This window comes from Terracoccus luteus, assembly GCF_003635045.1.
Lineage (GTDB): Bacteria > Actinomycetota > Actinomycetes > Actinomycetales > Dermatophilaceae > Terracoccus > Terracoccus luteus.
The window spans coordinates 3,582,119-3,596,718 of record NZ_RBXT01000001.1 but is presented as its reverse complement, the minus strand read 5'-3'; the positions used below and the strand labels follow the sequence as shown (position 1 = coordinate 3,596,718).

Sequence of the window (14,600 nt, the reverse complement as noted above, 5' to 3'; positions counted from 1 at the left end):
ACCACCCGACGGTGGCTGCGCGTCAGCCCCGGCGCGAGCGGTAGGGCGCCGCCTCGACGGTCTCGACCGCGTCGGGCGCGATGCCGTAGACGAGCGCCCGGGCGACGTCGCGCAGCTTGACGTTGTAGTCCTGCGAGTCCCTGCGCAGCCGCGCGAACGCGTCGTCGGGGCCGACCCCGTCGCGGTGCATGACGACGCCGAGGGCGAGGTCGATGACGCGGCGGGTGTTCATCACCTCGATGCGGGTGTCGAGCTCGGAGGCCGCCCCGGCGAGGGCGTGGGCGAGGCCGATGCTGCCGGCGATCTCGTGGGCGAGCCGGGAGCCGATGCCCCGCTGCTCGTCGTCGAGGCCGTCGACCTCGGTCGCGTAGACCTTGACGACGGCGACCGGCCGGTCGCCGTCGTCGAGGACGGGCATGCTCAGGCACGAGCGGGCACCGCGCCGGGCGGCCTCGGGTCCGTAGGGCCCCCAGCGGTCGTCGTGCCCGAGGTCGGGGACGTAGCGCCCCTCGCCGGTGCGCAGCCCGTGGAGGCACGGGCCCTGCCCGATCTCGTACTGCACCTCGTCGATCTCACGGGCGGCCCCGGTGCTCGAGCCCACGGTGCTCGGGATGCCGTCGAGACCCATCGTCACGGCGACGCCGAGGATGCCGGTGTCGATCGGGGGGCGGCGGGCGGGGTCGGCCTCGGGGCCCCGGTGTCCGAGCAGGAGCCAGTGCGCGCGGGTCGTCTGGCGGTCGAGGAACTCGGAGACGATGTCGGCCGCCTCCTCGGTGGCGGAGCGGTCGTCGGTCGGGACCGGCCGGCGCAGTGGCGGGGTCGTCGGGGTGGCCGGATCGTCGGGCTCGGTGCTCGAGGGGGCGCTGGGTCGTGCGGTGTCCATCCCCCCAGTCTTTCGCGCGGCGGTGACACGCGCACGCGCGGCCGCCCCGGTCGTCGTCGTAGGACCCGTCGTCGACCTCGTCCGCCCCACGAACTCGGCGCGACAGGGGACAAACCTCCATATATGGTCACATCGGACAAGTCACCTTTAACGTACGACACGACACCTCGGGGGGCGCCGTGACACCGCGCAGCAGACGACGGGCGCACATCACGCGAGCGATGTGGGCGGCCACGGACGGGGCCGTCTGGGTCGCCGCCATCATCGGCGCGGTCTGGCTGCGCCTCGACTTCAGCGTCGAGCCCGACATGCTCCGTGGGGCGGTGCTCGCCGCCGTCGCCGCCGTGCTGCTGCAGACCGTCGTCGGCTACGCGATCGGCCCCTACGCCGTCGGGCACACCCGCGGCTCGTTCGAGGAGGTCGTCGACCTCGGGGTCACCGTCAGCGTCGTCGGCGCGGGCCTGCTCATCTGGGTCATGCTCACCAGCCCGTACGCCGTGCCGCGCGGGGTGCCGGTCATGGCCGGGGCCGTGGCCCTGCTCCTCATGTACGCGCTGCGCTTCGTCTGGCGCACGGCCCGCACCCGCCCGCAGCGCCGCCGGCGCATCGCAGCGGTAGCGGCCGGCGCGTCGGACGGCGTCGCCGCCACCCGCCGGGTCGTCGTCTTCGGCGCCGGGGAGGCCGGCCGGCGCCTGCTGCGCAGCGTCGCCCACGACGGCAGCGGAACGCTCGTGCCCGTGGCCCTGCTCGACGACGACCGGTCGAAGTCGCGGCTGCGCATCGAGGGCGTGCGGGTGCGGGGCAACCGCCACAGCCTCACCGCCGTGGCGCAGAAGCACCACGCCGACACGCTCGTCATCGCCCTGCCGAACGCCGACTCGAGCCTCCTGCGCGACCTCGCCGCCCGCGCCGACGCCGCCGGCCTGCAGGTGCTCAGCCTGCCGCCGATGAGCCAAATCGTGAACGGCCGCCCCACGGCGCACGACCTGCGCGACCTCGACGTCGCCGACCTGCTCGGGCGCCGCCCCGTCCAGCTCGACAGCCGGGTCATCGCCGAGCAGCTGGCCGGCCGTCGCGTCCTCGTGACCGGCGCCGGTGGCTCCATCGGCTCCGAGCTGTGCCGCCAGATCGCCCGGTTCGGCCCCGAGCGGCTCTACATGCTCGACCGCGACGAGTCGGGGCTGCAGGCGACGCAGATGTCCATCGCCGGCCACGGTCTGCTCGACTCCGACGAGCTCGTGCTCGCCGACATCCGCGACGAGCGGGCCCTCACCGAGGTCTTCGAGCGCACCCGCCCCGACGTCGTCTTCCACGCCGCCGCCCTCAAGCACCTGCCGCTGCTCGAGGCCCACCCGCTCGAGGCCTGGAAGAGCAACGTCGTCGGCACCCTCAACGTGCTGACGGCCGCCGCCGCGGTCGGCGTCTCGACCTTCGTCAACATCTCGACCGACAAGGCCGCCAACCCCTCGTGCGTCCTCGGGTACAGCAAGCGCGTCGCCGAGCGGGTGACGTCGCACTTCGCCGGCACGCACCCCGGCACCTGGGTGTCGGTGCGCTTCGGCAACGTGCTCGGCTCGCGCGGCAGCGTCGTGCACGCCTTCACCGCCCAGATCGAGCGTGGCGGCCCCGTCACCGTGACCCACCCCGACGTGCGCCGCTTCTTCATGCTCATCCCGGAGGCCTGCCAGCTCGTGCTCGAGGCGGCGGCCATCGGCTCCGACGGCGACGTCATGGTGCTCGAGATGGGCGAGCAGGTGCGCATCCTCGAGGTCGCCGAGACCCTCATCCGCATGAGCGGGCGCACCGACGTCGAGATCGCGTTCACCGGTCTGCGCCCCGGCGAGAAGATCGCCGAGGAGCTCTTCTCCGACCACGAGGCGGCCACCCTCACCGACAACGCGCTCATCCGCGCCGTCACGGTCGCACCGCTCGACACCGACGCCGTGCGCCGGTACGCGCCGACGAGCCACCGGTCGGCGCACTCGCGCCTGCGCCGCCAGTCGGGCGTCGACCCCACCGTGCCGGATGCCCTGAGCCTCCACCCGTCGCTGCTGCCCGTCGGTGCCGGGCCGGCTCCGTCCCGGCCCGGGCTCTCCCTCGTGCGCAGCGGGGCCACGGCCGTGCCCCAGGGCACCGGGCCGGTGGTCTGACGTGGACTCCGAAGGGCTCGTCGTCGTCGGGTGCGGCGGCTTCGGCCGCGAGGTGCTCGACGTCGTCGACGGCATCGAGGCGCAGGACGGCGTATGTCGGCTGCTCGGCTTCGTCGACGACCACCCCTCCGAGGCGAGCCGGGCCGCCCTCGCCCGCCGGGGTGCCCGTCTGCTCGGCGACACCGCGTGGCTCGCGGCCTCCGACGCCCCGGTGCGCTACGTCATCGGCATCAGCTCGGGGGCGGTCAAGCGGGCGATCGACGAGCGGCTGACGGCGGCGGGCAAGCAGGCCGCCACCCTCGTGCACCCCGCCGCGACGGTCGGCTTCGACGTCCACCTCGGTGACGGCACGGTCGTCTGCGCGGGCGCCCGCATCGAGGGCGGCGTCGAGACCGGTCGGCACACCCACATCAACATGAACTCGACCATCGCGCACGACGCGACGCTGGAGGACCACGTGACCGTCAACCCCCAGGTCGCCGTCTCCGGCGGCGTGCACGTCTGCACGGAGGCGCTGCTCGGCACCCACAGCACCGTACTGCAGAACCTCAAGGTGGGTCGGGGCGCCGTCGTCGGCGCCGCCGCCTGCGTGACGAAGGACGTCCCCGCCGGGGTCGTCGCCACGGGGGTGCCGGCCCGGTGGTGACGCCCGCGCTCGCCGCCTCCCTGCTGTCGCCGGCCCCCGCCACGGCACCGTCCGCGACTCCCCCGGTCGGTCGCATCCACCTGTCCAAGGCCGAGGTCACCGAGGTCGAGGAGGCCTACGTCCTCGACGCCCTGCGGTCGGGGTGGATCGCGCCGCTCGGGCCCCACGTCGACGCCTTCGAGGCCGAGGTGGCCGAGCTCGTCGGCGTCGCCGGCGCCCTCGCCCTCTCGTCCGGGACCGCGGCCCTGCACCTCGCCCTGCTCGACGCCGGGGTCGGCCCCGGCGACGTCGTACCGCTCTCGAGCCTCACCTTCGCCGCCACGGTCAACGCCGTCGTCTACACGGGTGCGCGCCCGGTCTTCGTCGACTCGCGCGCGAGCGACGGCAACGTCGACGTCGACCTGCTCGTCGACGCCGTCGACACCCTGCGGTCGGAGGGCCACCGGGTCCCGGCGGTGCTGCCCGTCGACCTGCTCGGCCGGTGCGTCGACTACACGCGCCTGCTGCCGGCGATGGACCGGCGAGGGGTCGTCGTCGTCGAGGACGCCGCCGAGGCGCTCGGGGCCCGGCACGCCGGTGGCGGCGCCGGGTCGTTCGGCCGGTCGGCGGCGATCTCCTTCAACGGCAACAAGATCATGACGACCTCGGGTGGCGGCATGCTGCTCAGCGACGACCTCGAGCTGCTCGCCCGGGCCCGCTACCTCTCGACCCAGGCGCGCCACCCCGTGCCCTGGTACGAGCACACCGAGGTCGGCTACAACTACCGTCTGTCGAACCTGCTCGCCGCCCTCGGCCGGGGACAGCTCGAGCGGCTGCCGTCGATGATCGACCGGCGCCGCGCCATCCGCGCCCGCTACGCCGAGGCCCTGGCGCCGTTCGACGACGTGCGCCTGCTCGGCCGCTCCGACGGCGACACCGACGCCGACGACAACTGCTGGCTCACGACGGTGGTGCTCGACCGCCCCGGCGCCACCGTGGCCGACGACCTCGTCACGGCCCTGACCGCCGCCGACATCGAGGCCCGGCACGTGTGGAAGCCGATGCACCGGCAGCCGGTCTTCGCCTGCGACCGCGCCTTCGTCACCGGCGGTTCGGACGAGCTCTTCCGCACCGGCGTCACCCTGCCGAGCGGGGCCTCGCTGCGCGACGACGAGGTCGAGCGGGTCGTCGACGAGCTCGTGGGGTACCTGGGCCGGTGACCGCCTCCCTTGCGGCCAAGCGCGCCCTCGACCTCGCCGTCGCGGTGCCGCTGCTGCTGCTCACCCTGCCCGTCCAGGCGGTCGTGGCATCCGCGGTGGCCGCCGACCTCGGGCGCCCGGTGCTCTTCGCGCAAGCGCGACCCGGCCGGGACGGCATCCCCTTCACGATGCGCAAGTTCCGCAGCATGCGCGACGTCGACCCGTCTCGGGGGCTGGTCGACGACGCGTCACGGCTGACGCCGTTCGGGCGGTGGCTGCGGGCGAGCAGCCTCGACGAGCTGCCGACGCTGTGGAACGTCGTGCGGGGCGAGATGTCGCTCGTCGGCCCGCGGCCGTTGCTCGTGCAGTACCTGCCGCTCTACTCGCCCGCGGAGGCACGACGGCACGAGGTGGCGCCGGGCCTGACCGGCCTGGCCCAGGTCTCGGGCCGCAACGCCCTGACGTGGCAGGAGAAGTTCGCCCTCGACGTCGAGTACGTCGACCGTCGCAGCCTGCTGCTCGACCTGCGCATCCTCGTCGCCACCGCACGAGCGGTCCTGCTGCGAAAGGGGATCAGCGCCGACGGCGAGGCGACCATGCCCGTCTTCGCCGGCACGACGGCCCGGGAGCCGTGATGCCGCGGGTGACGCTCGTGCTCAAGACGAACGAGGGCGGCCTGTGGGTCGTCCCCCAGCTCGTCGCGCTGCGCGAGACCGGAGTCGGCGTGACGGCGGTGCTGCCGCCCGGGCCCGGGCGGCTACGTCGCGCGCTCGACCGGCAGGGCATCGCGGTGGCCGAGACGCCCTTCGACTTCCGGCTGCGGCCGGGTCCGCGCACCGCGATCGGGCTGCTGCGTCTGCGCCGGCTCATCGGCGAGACCCGACCCGACGTCGTGTTCTACCACCTGTACGCGAGCGCCCTCGCGACCCGGCTCGCGACGCTGCGCCTGCACGTGCCGCGGGTGCACATGGTGGCCGGCCCGCTGTACCTCGAGAGCCCCGTCATCCGCACGGCCGAGCGCCTGCTCATGCACCTCGACACCCGGCTGATCGCCGGCTCGGGCCACACGGCCGACCGGTACCGCGAGCTGGGGATGCCCGACGAGCGGCTGCGCGCGGTGCCCTACGGCGTCGACCTGGAGCACTTCCGCCCGCGGCCGGCGGACCGGGCCCCGCTGCGCACGACCCTCGGGCTCGGCGACGACCACTTCGTCGTCGTCATGGTGGCCTACGTCTACGCCCCGAAGTCGCGCGTCTTCCCCGGCGTCGGCGTCAAGGGTCACGAGGTGCTGCTGCAGGCCTGGCCGCAGGTGGTCGAGGCCGAGCCCCGCGCCAGGCTCGTTCTCGTCGGACACGGCTTCGACGCGGAGGGTGAACGCCACCGTCGTTCTCTCGTCGAGCGGTTCGCCCTCGACAACGACCCCACCGTCACGTGGCTCGACAGCGTCGACGACGTGCGCCCGTACTACGCCGCCGCCGACCTGTCGGTGTCGCCGTCGCTCTCGGAGAACCACGGCGCCGCCCTCGAGGCCTCCGCGATGGGCGTGCCGTCGGTCGTCTCGGATGCCGGGGCCCTCCCCGAGGCGGTCACCCCCGACAGCGGGTGGGTCGTCGCCGCCGGCTCGGTCGACGCCCTCGCGGTCGCGCTGCTGACCGCGACCGCCGCACGACGGGCGGGGACGTTGGCCGACCGCGGTGGACGGGCCCGCGCCCACGTGCGCCGGCGCTTCGACCGCGACCGGGCGGTCGCCGCCGTGCGCGACGTCGTGCTCGACGTGGTGCACGTCCCCGACGGGCCGGACGAGCGGGCGCGCGTCCGGGTCGCCGCGTTCTGCGAGCAGCGCGGCTGGACCGCCACGACTCCGGACGGCGCCTGCTCCGTCGTGCTCGGGCGCACGCCGCTCGCCCTCGTCGCCGCCCTCTCGGAGCGGGCCGACGTCGAGCTGGGCGTGCGCGTCGGCCCGCCCGAGCCGGGCGGGTCGGTGCTCGCCCCCGGCGCGCGAGCGGTCCCCCTCGTGTCGGGCGGGACCGGCCTGCAGGCGTCCGTGCTCGAGCTCGCCCGCAACGCCGCGCGCGCCGTCGCAGCGGTCCGGCGCTCCGACGTCGTCTACGCCGACCAGCCCGGTGTCGTGGGCGGGCTCGCGCTCGTCGCCGGCCGCCTCGCCCGACGGCCCCTCGTCGTCAACGTCGTCGGCGACCCGGCCGAGTCGGTCGTCCCCGACGTCGTGCCCGGGCTGCGCGGCCAGGTCGCACACCGCCTGCTGCCCGCGGTGCAGCGCTGGGCCGCCCGCCGGGCCGCCGTCACCAACTTCGTGACGGCCGAGGCGCTGCAACGGCGCTACCCGCCGACCGGATCGACGGGCCCGGGCCGGTCGTTCGCCATCTCGACCGCCCGCGCCCTCGCGCCCCGGCCCGACCCACGCCCCGCCCCCGCCCGTCCGGCGGTCTCGCTCGTCACGGTGGCCAGCCTCGAGCAGCCGTACAAGGGCGTCGACGAGCTGACGCAGGCCGTCGGGCTGCTGGCCGGCCGGGGCCTGGACGTGCGCCTCACCGTCGTCGGTGAGGGGCGGCTGCGCGAACGGCTCCGCGAGGCGGCCGAGCGCCACGCGCCGGGCCGGGTCACCTTCACCGGGCACCTGTACGCCGCGGACCTGCTGCACGAGCTGCGCCGCCACGAGGTCTTCGTCCTCGCCTCGTGGACCGAGGGGCTGCCCCGCGCCCTCGTCGAGGCGATGGCCGACGGGATGGCGTGCGTCGCCACGGCCGTGGGCGGTGTCCCCGAGCTGCTCGAGCCGCACCGCACGGTGGCGCCCCGGGACCCGGCCGCGCTGGCCGACGCCCTCGCCGCCCTCGTCGCGGACCCCGACGCGTGGCGGCTCTCGGTGCGGCACAACCTCGAGGCGGCCGGTCGGGTCTTCGACCGTCGCGACGGTGTCGACGACCTCGTCGGCGCCGTGCTCGACGTCGCCCGCCCCCGCCGACGGGCGGCGACGTGACGGCCCCGGCGACCCCGGCGACCCCGGCGACCCCGGACGGGCCGGCATCCGTCGTGCACGTCATGGGGTGCCTCGACGTCGGCGGGGCCGAGCGGATGCTGCTGCAGACGACGCGACGGCTCGTCGCCGAGGGCCACAGCCGCCACACCGTCGTCGCGCTGAGCGGTCGTCACGGGCGCCTCACCGGTGACTTCGCCGCCGCGGGGGTGCCCGACGTGCCCTGTGCGACCACCCCCTGGGCCACCTTCCCCGTGCGCCTCGCCCTCACCCTGCGGCGCCTGCGGCCCGACGTCGTCGTCTCGCACGTGTCGCTCGCGTCGGGTCTCGTGCTGCTCGTCGCGGCCGCGGTCGGCGTACGGCGCCGGGTCGCGGTCATGCACAGCGACGGCGACGGCCGCCCCGGCTCGCGCGTCCGCCGCGCCTACCGCGCCGTCTCCCGCGTGCTGCTCCGCCTCGGCGCCACGACCGTCGTCGGGGTCACGCCGAGCACCCTCGCCTTCTCGGGCCGCCGCCCGGGGCCGACCGCCGTCGTGCTGCCGAACGCCGTCGACCTCACCCGCTTCACCCCCGAGGATGCCGGTGCGTCGCGTCGCGCCCTCGGCCTCCCCTCGTCGGGGCGGGTGCTGCTCCACGTCGGTCGCGGGTCGCCGGAGAAGAACCGGGCCGCCCTCGTCCCGCTGCTTCGCGAGCTCGACGACGACGCGGTCCTGCTGCTCGCCGGCGCGGCCGACGCGGGCGACCTCGGCCCCGTCGGGGACGACGTGCGCCACCGGGTGCACGACCTCGGGCTGCTCGACGACGTCCGCCCGGCCGTCGCCGCCGCCGACGTCCTCGTCCTGCCCTCGGTGCGCGAGGGCCTGCCCCTCGTCGTGCTCGAGGCCCTGGCCGCGGGACGTCCGGTCGTCGCGAGCGACCTCCCCGGCATCCGGGCCGCCTGCGGCGACCTCGACGGCGTGACGCTCGTCGCGCCGGCCGCCGGCCCGGCCGCCTTCGCCGCCGCCGTGCGACGCACCCTCGACGACGCCGTCCCGCCCGACCGGGTGCGGGCGACGATGGTGGGCTCATCGCACGACCTCGAGCGCGTGCTGGAGCAGTGGAGACGGGTGTGCGGGGCGTCGGCGTGAGACCCCTGCTCGTGCTCGCCGCCCTCGCCTGCGTCGTCAGCGCCGTCGTCGTGCTCGCCCGCGGTGACGAGCCCGACCTGACGACGATGGCCGCGGCGACCCTCGTCGTCACGGTGGGCTGCGTCGGGGTCGTCGCCCTGCGGTGGGGTGGCGACCTCACCGCGGCGCCCGTGCTGTGGCTCGGCCTGTTCTGCCTCTTCCACTTCGGCATGGTCTGGACCCTCGGCGTCTTCGGCGTCACGACGCTGGCCGACGTCACGACGACCGCCGTCTACTGGGTCGCCACCCCGTGGCTGCGCCCGGCCGTCACGGTGGCCTCCGTCGGCGCCCTCGTCTTCGCCGTCATCGCCCTCGCCCTCGCCCCGCGCTCGCCGGCCCACCGCGCCCGTCACCGGGCGAAGTACCTCGGCGGCCGGTGGCGCGCACGACGGTCGTCCCGGCGTCCTGCCCCCTCCGGCTCGGGTCGTGTGTCAGGTCGCGTGTCGGGGGGTGGGGCCCGACACCGGGCGCGACACCGGGCGCGACACCGGGCCGAGGTCCACGGGCGCGCGCTCGCCCCCGGACAACGACGCCTCTGCGACGCCGTCGCGGCCACGGGGCTCGCGCTGCAGGGGCTGGGCGTGCTCGTCCTCGCCGTCGCCATCGTCGGACGTGGGGGCCTGGGGCTCGTGGGCGGCGGGTACCTCGCCTTCCTCGAGGCGGCGCAGGACCAGACGACCGGCTACGCCCTGTGGGCCTTCGGGGTCGGCTCGAGCCTGACCCAGCTCGGCGACACGACCGCGCGGCGGTGGGGCCTGGTCGTGTTCGCAGTGCTCGCCCTCGTGCTGTTCCCGCTGGGGCTGCGCGGCTCGGTGCTGTTCCCCGCGTGCGTGCTGCTCGCGACGCGCACCCTCGTGGGGCGCCGGGTGCCCGCGTTGCTCATCGGCGTCGCCGCCGTCGCGGCCCTGGGCGGGGCGTCGGTCGTGCGCCTGACGCGGGTGGGGGCGCAGCCCGGCCCGGGCGGCCTGCTCGACGGGGTGGTCTCGACCGTGACCGAGCTCGGCTTCTCCATCCGGCCGACCGCCGAGGTGATGCGCTGGTCGAGCGCCGGCCAGGAACCGACGTGGTTCGTCAGCTTCGTCGCCGTGCCGCTCCGCGTCGTCGAGGGCCTCACCGGGTGGCACGGCGGCCCACCCGTCGACGACCCCCGCCTCTTCAACGTCAAGGTCAACGAGCTGGTCGGCGCCATCGGTGGCTCGCCGGTCGCCGAGGGCTACGACGCCGCCGGTGTGGCGGGCGTCGTCGTCGTCATGGTCGGGCTCGCCGTCGTGCTGTGCCGCCTCAGCCGCGGACCGTTCGACACCGCGGCGCGCCTGGCCGTCTTCCCGGTCGTCGCGCTGCCGCTCACGATCGCGGTGCGCAACAGCTTCGCCGCCGTCGTGCCGCAGGTCGCGATCGGACTGGCCGTCGTGCTCGCCGTGCACCTGTGGGCCCGGGTGCAGCACGAGAGTGCCGGCGCGGGTCGCCGGGCCGCCGCCGGGCCGCCACCGGTCCGGACCGCCCGGCCGGTCGGCGCCGCACGGGGTGCGTCGTGACGACGGCACGCCGGGGCGGTGTGCTCGCCGTCGCCACGGGCAGCGCGGGACAGCTCGGCCTCGCCGCCGTCGCCAACCTCGCCACCTCGGCGACCCTGCCCGCGGACGAGCGGGGCCGCTACGTCTTTCTCGTCACCGCCCTCGCGCTGACGGCACCGCTCGCCGGGCTCGGTTCGAGCGTCGGCCTGCGCCGCCTCCTGCCCCACTCCGACCACCCGGGCGCCCTCGAGCACGCCTACCTGCGCCTCACGCTCGGGTGCGCGGTCGCGCACGGGGTGCTGGCCTCGGCCGTGCTCGGGCTGCTCGGGGTCGCGGATGCCGTCGGCGGCCTCCGTGACGCCGCGGCGGTCGCCGCCCTCGGGACGGGTCTCGTGCTCACGGCCCAGCTCGTCGAGCTGTGGTTCGCCCGCAGCGACTTCCGCACCGGGGCGGTGTACGCGACCGCCAACGCGCTGACGACCGTCGCCGCCGCCGTGGCGACGCTGATCACCCCCACCTTCGGGGCCGCCGTCACGACCCAGGCCGGCGCGATGCTCACCGTCAACGTCGTCCAGCTGCTGCACCTGCGAGGGCGCCGGGCCGGTGAGGCCCGTCCGGCTCGTGAGGTCCCGACCGGTGACGTCGCCACCGGGCCGCCCTCGGCGCGGACCCTCGTCCGGGTCGGGGCGCCGAGCCTCGTCCTCACCGGCGGTCTCGCGCTCGCCTTCCGCCTCGACCGCATCCTGCTCGGCGTCATCGTGGGCCCGGTGGCCGTGTCGGTCTACAGCCTGGCCGGCAGCTTCGCGGAGATGCCGCGCTTCGTCCCCGCCTCGTTCGGCCAGGTGGCCTACGCCGAGGCCGCGAACGACCGCGGTCGCACCCCGGTGCGACCGCACCTCGTGCGGGCCTACCGCTGGAGCCTCCCCGCGGTCGCCCTGGCGGCGGTCGCCGGTCTCCTGTTCGTCCACGCCGTCGACCCCGTCTACCTCGGGGCGGTCGTGCCCCTGCTGCTGCTGCTCGTGGGCGAGCTGCTGCTCGTGCCGTTCGACGTCGTCATGCGCATGGTCCTCGGGGGCGGCCGGGTCGGGCTCTCGGCCGTGGTCGGGGCCGGTGCGCTCGTCGCGAGCGCCGGCGTCTACTGGGTGGCGATCACCGTCGGGGGCATGCTCGGGGCGGCGGTCGCGTCGCTGCTCGTCTACGCCGGGGTGTCGGCGGCCTGTCTCCTGCTGTACCGCTCGAGGCCCCCCGAGATGTCGACCGTGTCTTCGGTCGCAGCCAGCCTGACCGGAACCGAGCACCACCCAGCCACGAAGGAGGGGACCGATGGACGCACGGTCGCTGCGCCGTAGGGCCGCGACGCGCCTGCGCGTGCGCCTCGAGCAGGCTCGGGCGCAGGCCCTGACGCTGCGGTTCGCGGGCGTCCGGGTGCACCCCCGGGCCCGCCTGGCCCGCGGCGTGCGGGTCGACGTCGCGCCCGGCGGTCGCCTCGTCCTCGGCCCCTGCGCGGTGGCGGGCGGGACCGTCATCGAGGTCGGACCCGCCGGCCGGCTCGAGCTGCTCGGTGACTTCGTGGGCCCCGGCAGCGTCGTCGTCGCCCGCCGGTCGGTGCGCGTGGGGCCCGGCACGCTCGTCGCCGAGATGTGCGTCCTGCGCGACTCCGACCACGCCCGAGCCTCCGACGGCACCATCGACCCGGTGGCCCACGACTCGGCTCCGGTCACGGTCGGGGCGCACTGCTGGCTCGGGGCCCGGGTCACCGTCCTCAAGGGCGTCAGCCTGGGCGACGGCTCGACCGCCGGCGCCGGCGCTGTCATCACGCGGGACGTCGCCGCGGGGTCGACGGTGGTGGGCGTGCCGGCCCGCGCCCTGGGGGGTGACGGTGGCTGACGGCATCCGGTCGCGCCTCGTGACGGCGGGGCGCCGACGCCTCGGCGCCGTCGCGTACTACGGGTTCGCGTCACGCCTGCACCCGCTGCTCCCGGGTGGGCGGGCGCTGCGCGCCGCCCTCGCGCGCGGGCTGTGCGACGGGGTCGGGTCGCGTGTCAACATCGCTCCCGGGGTGCGGCTGGCGCCCGGGCTGCGGCTGCACGACGACGCGGGCATCGGGGCGGGAACGGTCTGCACGGGGCCCGACCGGATCGAGCTCGGCGAGCGCCTCATCATGGGGCCGCAGTGCCTGTTCGTCACGAACGACCACCCCGTCCCGCCCGACGGGGGGCGGTTCTGGGACCAGCCCGCCCGCAGCGCCCCCATCGTCGTCGAGGCCGACGTCTTCATCGGTGCCCGCGTCACCGTGCTGCCGGGCGTCGTCATCGGTCGTGGCGCCGCGGTCGCCGCGGGCGCGGTCGTCACCCGCGACGTGCGCCCGGGTGCGGTCGTCGGCGGCGTCCCGGCGCGCGAGCTGCGCCACCGGCTGCCGTGACGCTCGACCCTCGTGTCAGCGACCTCGAGGGGGGACGACGAAGAGCCGGGGCACGTGCCCCGGCCCTTCGCGTGTCCGGCGTCAGCCCTTCGCCGTCACCTTCGTCGGCGCCTTCGTCGGCGCCTTCACGGTCGGTGCGACGGCGACGCGGTGCGTGCCCCCGTCACTCCACGTGCGCTTCGCGCTCGAGGTCGCGGCCTGCTTCTGCAGGCCGGTCACCGGGCTCGAGGGAGCCGGCTTCACCGCCTCGGCCGGCTCGTCCGACTGCTTCGTCATGAAGGAGCGGGCGGCCTTGAGCGCCGCCGGGGTCGTCTCCGGGCCGGTGAGGAAGGCGTACGAACGCGCCACGACGATCGTCGCCGACGGCAGCCCGAGGGTGTTGCCGGGGTTGACCCGCACCGTGAGCGGGATGACCTCCACGCCGGTCGGGTAGGCGGTGCGCGCGTTGAGCACCACCTGGCCGATGCCGGCGAGCGAGATCGTCGTGCCCGGAGCCGCGTCGGCGGAGACCGGCACCCCGGCGACCGTCAGCCCGGTGAAGGTCGAGGCGGACGCCGACCGGTCGACCGTCTCCGCGCCGTCGGTGCTCGTGACCCGCGAGGTCGACCCCACGGCATCCGCCGTGACGAGACCACCGAGCAGGTTCACCGAGGCGACCTGGCTGGTGGTGCGGGCGTCGGCCTGGAGGTCCGAGCGGCTGCCTGTCGCCGTGGAGGTGACGACGCCGAGGTTGCCGAGCAGGGCCGGCAACCCGTTCGTGCCGGCGACGGACGATGCCGCGCCCCCGTTGCCGACGCACGGCAGCTGGGCGGTGACGAGTGGCCCGACGGTGAGCAGCTGGTCGGAGGCCGCGACGCGCACGCCCTCACCCTGACCGTACATGAAGGTCTGGTCGGGCGTGCCGTAGAGCGAGGCGGAGACCTCACCGACGCGGGTCGAGCTGAGGCCGCCGAGCAGGTCGACCTGAACGGCCGTCGACAGGGTGCCCATGGCACTGCTGTTCGCCGAACCGGACACGCGGTTGCCGTGCAGCACGAGGGTGGCGATGCCGGGGACCGTGATGCCGAAGTTCGGCTGCACGGTGCCGTTGATGCTGACGATCGTCGGGCCGAGTGGGGTGAGCAGCACCCTGAGGTTGGCGACCGTCATCGTCGAGCTCTGCGAGAAGGTACGGGTCGACGTGTCGTAGAAGACGCTCGTCGTCACCGAGATCGAGTCAGCCCGCAGCGAGGCGGTGCCGATCGGCAGGTTGACGTTCGTCGTCGAGAACGTCGAGCGGTTCTCCTGCACCGTGCCGCTCTTGAACCCGCCGCTGCTCGTCTGCACGCCGTTGAGGGTGAGCCCCAGCAGCGACGAGCTGGCCGCGCTGTCCTGGTAGAACAGGGTGGCCCGGTCGGAGCACCCCACCCCGGCGGCCACGACCGGGCCCGCCGAGACGGCCCCCGTCGCCAGCACGTAGGACTTGAGGTCGTGGGCGTACCCCGCGAACGCCTTGTTCCCGGCCGTGGCGGCCTGGGCCGGGCCGGCCCCGACCGCCACGACGGCCACGGCCCCGAGCACGGCGACCGCCGCCGTCCGGAGCCGCAGCCATGATGTCCATCTCCGCATGATCGTTCCCCTTGGTCTAAACGGACAAGTCGGATTATTCA

At 75.5% G+C, this 14,600-nt stretch carries 12 protein-coding genes; 10 read left to right on the top strand and 2 right to left on the bottom strand.

Translation table 11 applies throughout. From position 1 onward, the window contains the following. Positions 1–22: 22 nt before the first annotated feature. A complete protein-coding gene (locus tag DFJ68_RS16190) occupies positions 23–883 on the bottom strand; it encodes a GAF and ANTAR domain-containing protein (protein WP_121034615.1) in 861 nt (286 codons plus the stop codon). A gap of 221 nt (positions 884–1,104) precedes the next feature. Between DFJ68_RS16190 and DFJ68_RS16185 the strand changes: the two genes are divergently transcribed. The 10 genes from DFJ68_RS16185 to DFJ68_RS18995 are packed head-to-tail and all read left to right on the top strand — an operon-like array spanning position 1,105 to position 12,951. Then, positions 1,105–3,033, top strand: a complete 1,929-nt coding sequence (locus DFJ68_RS16185; RefSeq protein WP_121034614.1) for a nucleoside-diphosphate sugar epimerase/dehydratase — start codon at positions 1,105–1,107, stop codon at positions 3,031–3,033. 1 nt (position 3,034) lies between these two features. Beyond that, positions 3,035–3,679 (top strand): acetyltransferase, encoded by a 645-nt coding sequence (locus tag DFJ68_RS16180; RefSeq protein WP_121034613.1) that lies wholly within the window; start codon positions 3,035–3,037, stop codon positions 3,677–3,679. 23 nt (positions 3,680–3,702) lie between these two features. Then, positions 3,703–4,878 carry a DegT/DnrJ/EryC1/StrS family aminotransferase gene (locus tag DFJ68_RS16175; RefSeq protein ID WP_121035461.1) on the top strand — a complete coding sequence of 392 codons (1,176 nt, stop codon included), beginning with the start codon at positions 3,703–3,705 and terminating at the stop codon, positions 4,876–4,878. After that, on the top strand, positions 4,875–5,492 hold the full coding sequence (locus DFJ68_RS16170; RefSeq protein ID WP_121034612.1) for a sugar transferase: 618 nt from the start codon (positions 4,875–4,877) through the stop codon (positions 5,490–5,492). The genes DFJ68_RS16175 and DFJ68_RS16170 overlap by 4 nt, the downstream gene beginning before the upstream one ends. After that, entirely contained in the window at positions 5,492–7,852 is a 2,361-nt protein-coding gene (locus DFJ68_RS16165; RefSeq protein WP_147431624.1) for a glycosyltransferase, read from the top strand. Before DFJ68_RS16170 ends, DFJ68_RS16165 begins: the two co-directional genes overlap by 1 nt. After that, positions 7,849–8,976: a glycosyltransferase family 4 protein gene (locus DFJ68_RS16160; protein WP_121034610.1), complete on the top strand. Its 1,128-nt coding sequence runs from the start codon at positions 7,849–7,851 to the stop codon at positions 8,974–8,976. Before DFJ68_RS16165 ends, DFJ68_RS16160 begins: the two co-directional genes overlap by 4 nt. After that, on the top strand, positions 8,973–10,550 hold the full coding sequence (wzy, locus tag DFJ68_RS16155; protein ID WP_147431623.1) for an O-antigen polysaccharide polymerase Wzy: 1,578 nt from the start codon (positions 8,973–8,975) through the stop codon (positions 10,548–10,550). Before DFJ68_RS16160 ends, wzy begins: the two co-directional genes overlap by 4 nt. Continuing rightward, positions 10,547–11,878, top strand: coding sequence for a lipopolysaccharide biosynthesis protein (locus DFJ68_RS16150; RefSeq protein ID WP_147431622.1), 1,332 nt, complete (start codon positions 10,547–10,549; stop codon positions 11,876–11,878). The genes wzy and DFJ68_RS16150 overlap by 4 nt, the downstream gene beginning before the upstream one ends. After that, positions 11,853–12,416: an acyltransferase gene (locus DFJ68_RS16145; RefSeq protein WP_121034607.1), complete on the top strand. Its 564-nt coding sequence runs from the start codon at positions 11,853–11,855 to the stop codon at positions 12,414–12,416. The genes DFJ68_RS16150 and DFJ68_RS16145 overlap by 26 nt, the downstream gene beginning before the upstream one ends. Continuing rightward, on the top strand, positions 12,409–12,951 hold the full coding sequence (locus DFJ68_RS18995) for an acyltransferase (protein WP_276330710.1): 543 nt from the start codon (positions 12,409–12,411) through the stop codon (positions 12,949–12,951). The genes DFJ68_RS16145 and DFJ68_RS18995 overlap by 8 nt, the downstream gene beginning before the upstream one ends. A gap of 81 nt (positions 12,952–13,032) precedes the next feature. Here DFJ68_RS18995 and DFJ68_RS16135 read toward each other — a convergent pair whose 3' ends face one another. After that, positions 13,033–14,559 (bottom strand): choice-of-anchor P family protein, encoded by a 1,527-nt coding sequence (locus DFJ68_RS16135; protein WP_147431621.1) that lies wholly within the window; start codon positions 14,557–14,559, stop codon positions 13,033–13,035. Between the last annotated feature and the right edge of the window lie 41 nt (positions 14,560–14,600).

What these genes read in the sequence shown, in the direction of transcription:
- DFJ68_RS16190 (WP_121034615.1), bottom strand. Translation starts at nt 883, where the DNA reads ATGGACACCGCACGACCCAGCGCCCCCTCGAGCACCGAGCCCGACGAT.
- DFJ68_RS16185 (WP_121034614.1), top strand. Translation starts at nt 1,105, where the DNA reads ATGTGGGCGGCCACGGACGGGGCCGTCTGGGTCGCCGCCATCATCGGC.
- DFJ68_RS16165 (WP_147431624.1), top strand. Translation starts at nt 5,492, where the DNA reads ATGCCGCGGGTGACGCTCGTGCTCAAGACGAACGAGGGCGGCCTGTGG.
- DFJ68_RS16135 (WP_147431621.1), bottom strand. Translation starts at nt 14,559, where the DNA reads ATGCGGAGATGGACATCATGGCTGCGGCTCCGGACGGCGGCGGTCGCC.
- DFJ68_RS16145 (WP_121034607.1), top strand. Translation starts at nt 11,853, where the DNA reads ATGGACGCACGGTCGCTGCGCCGTAGGGCCGCGACGCGCCTGCGCGTG.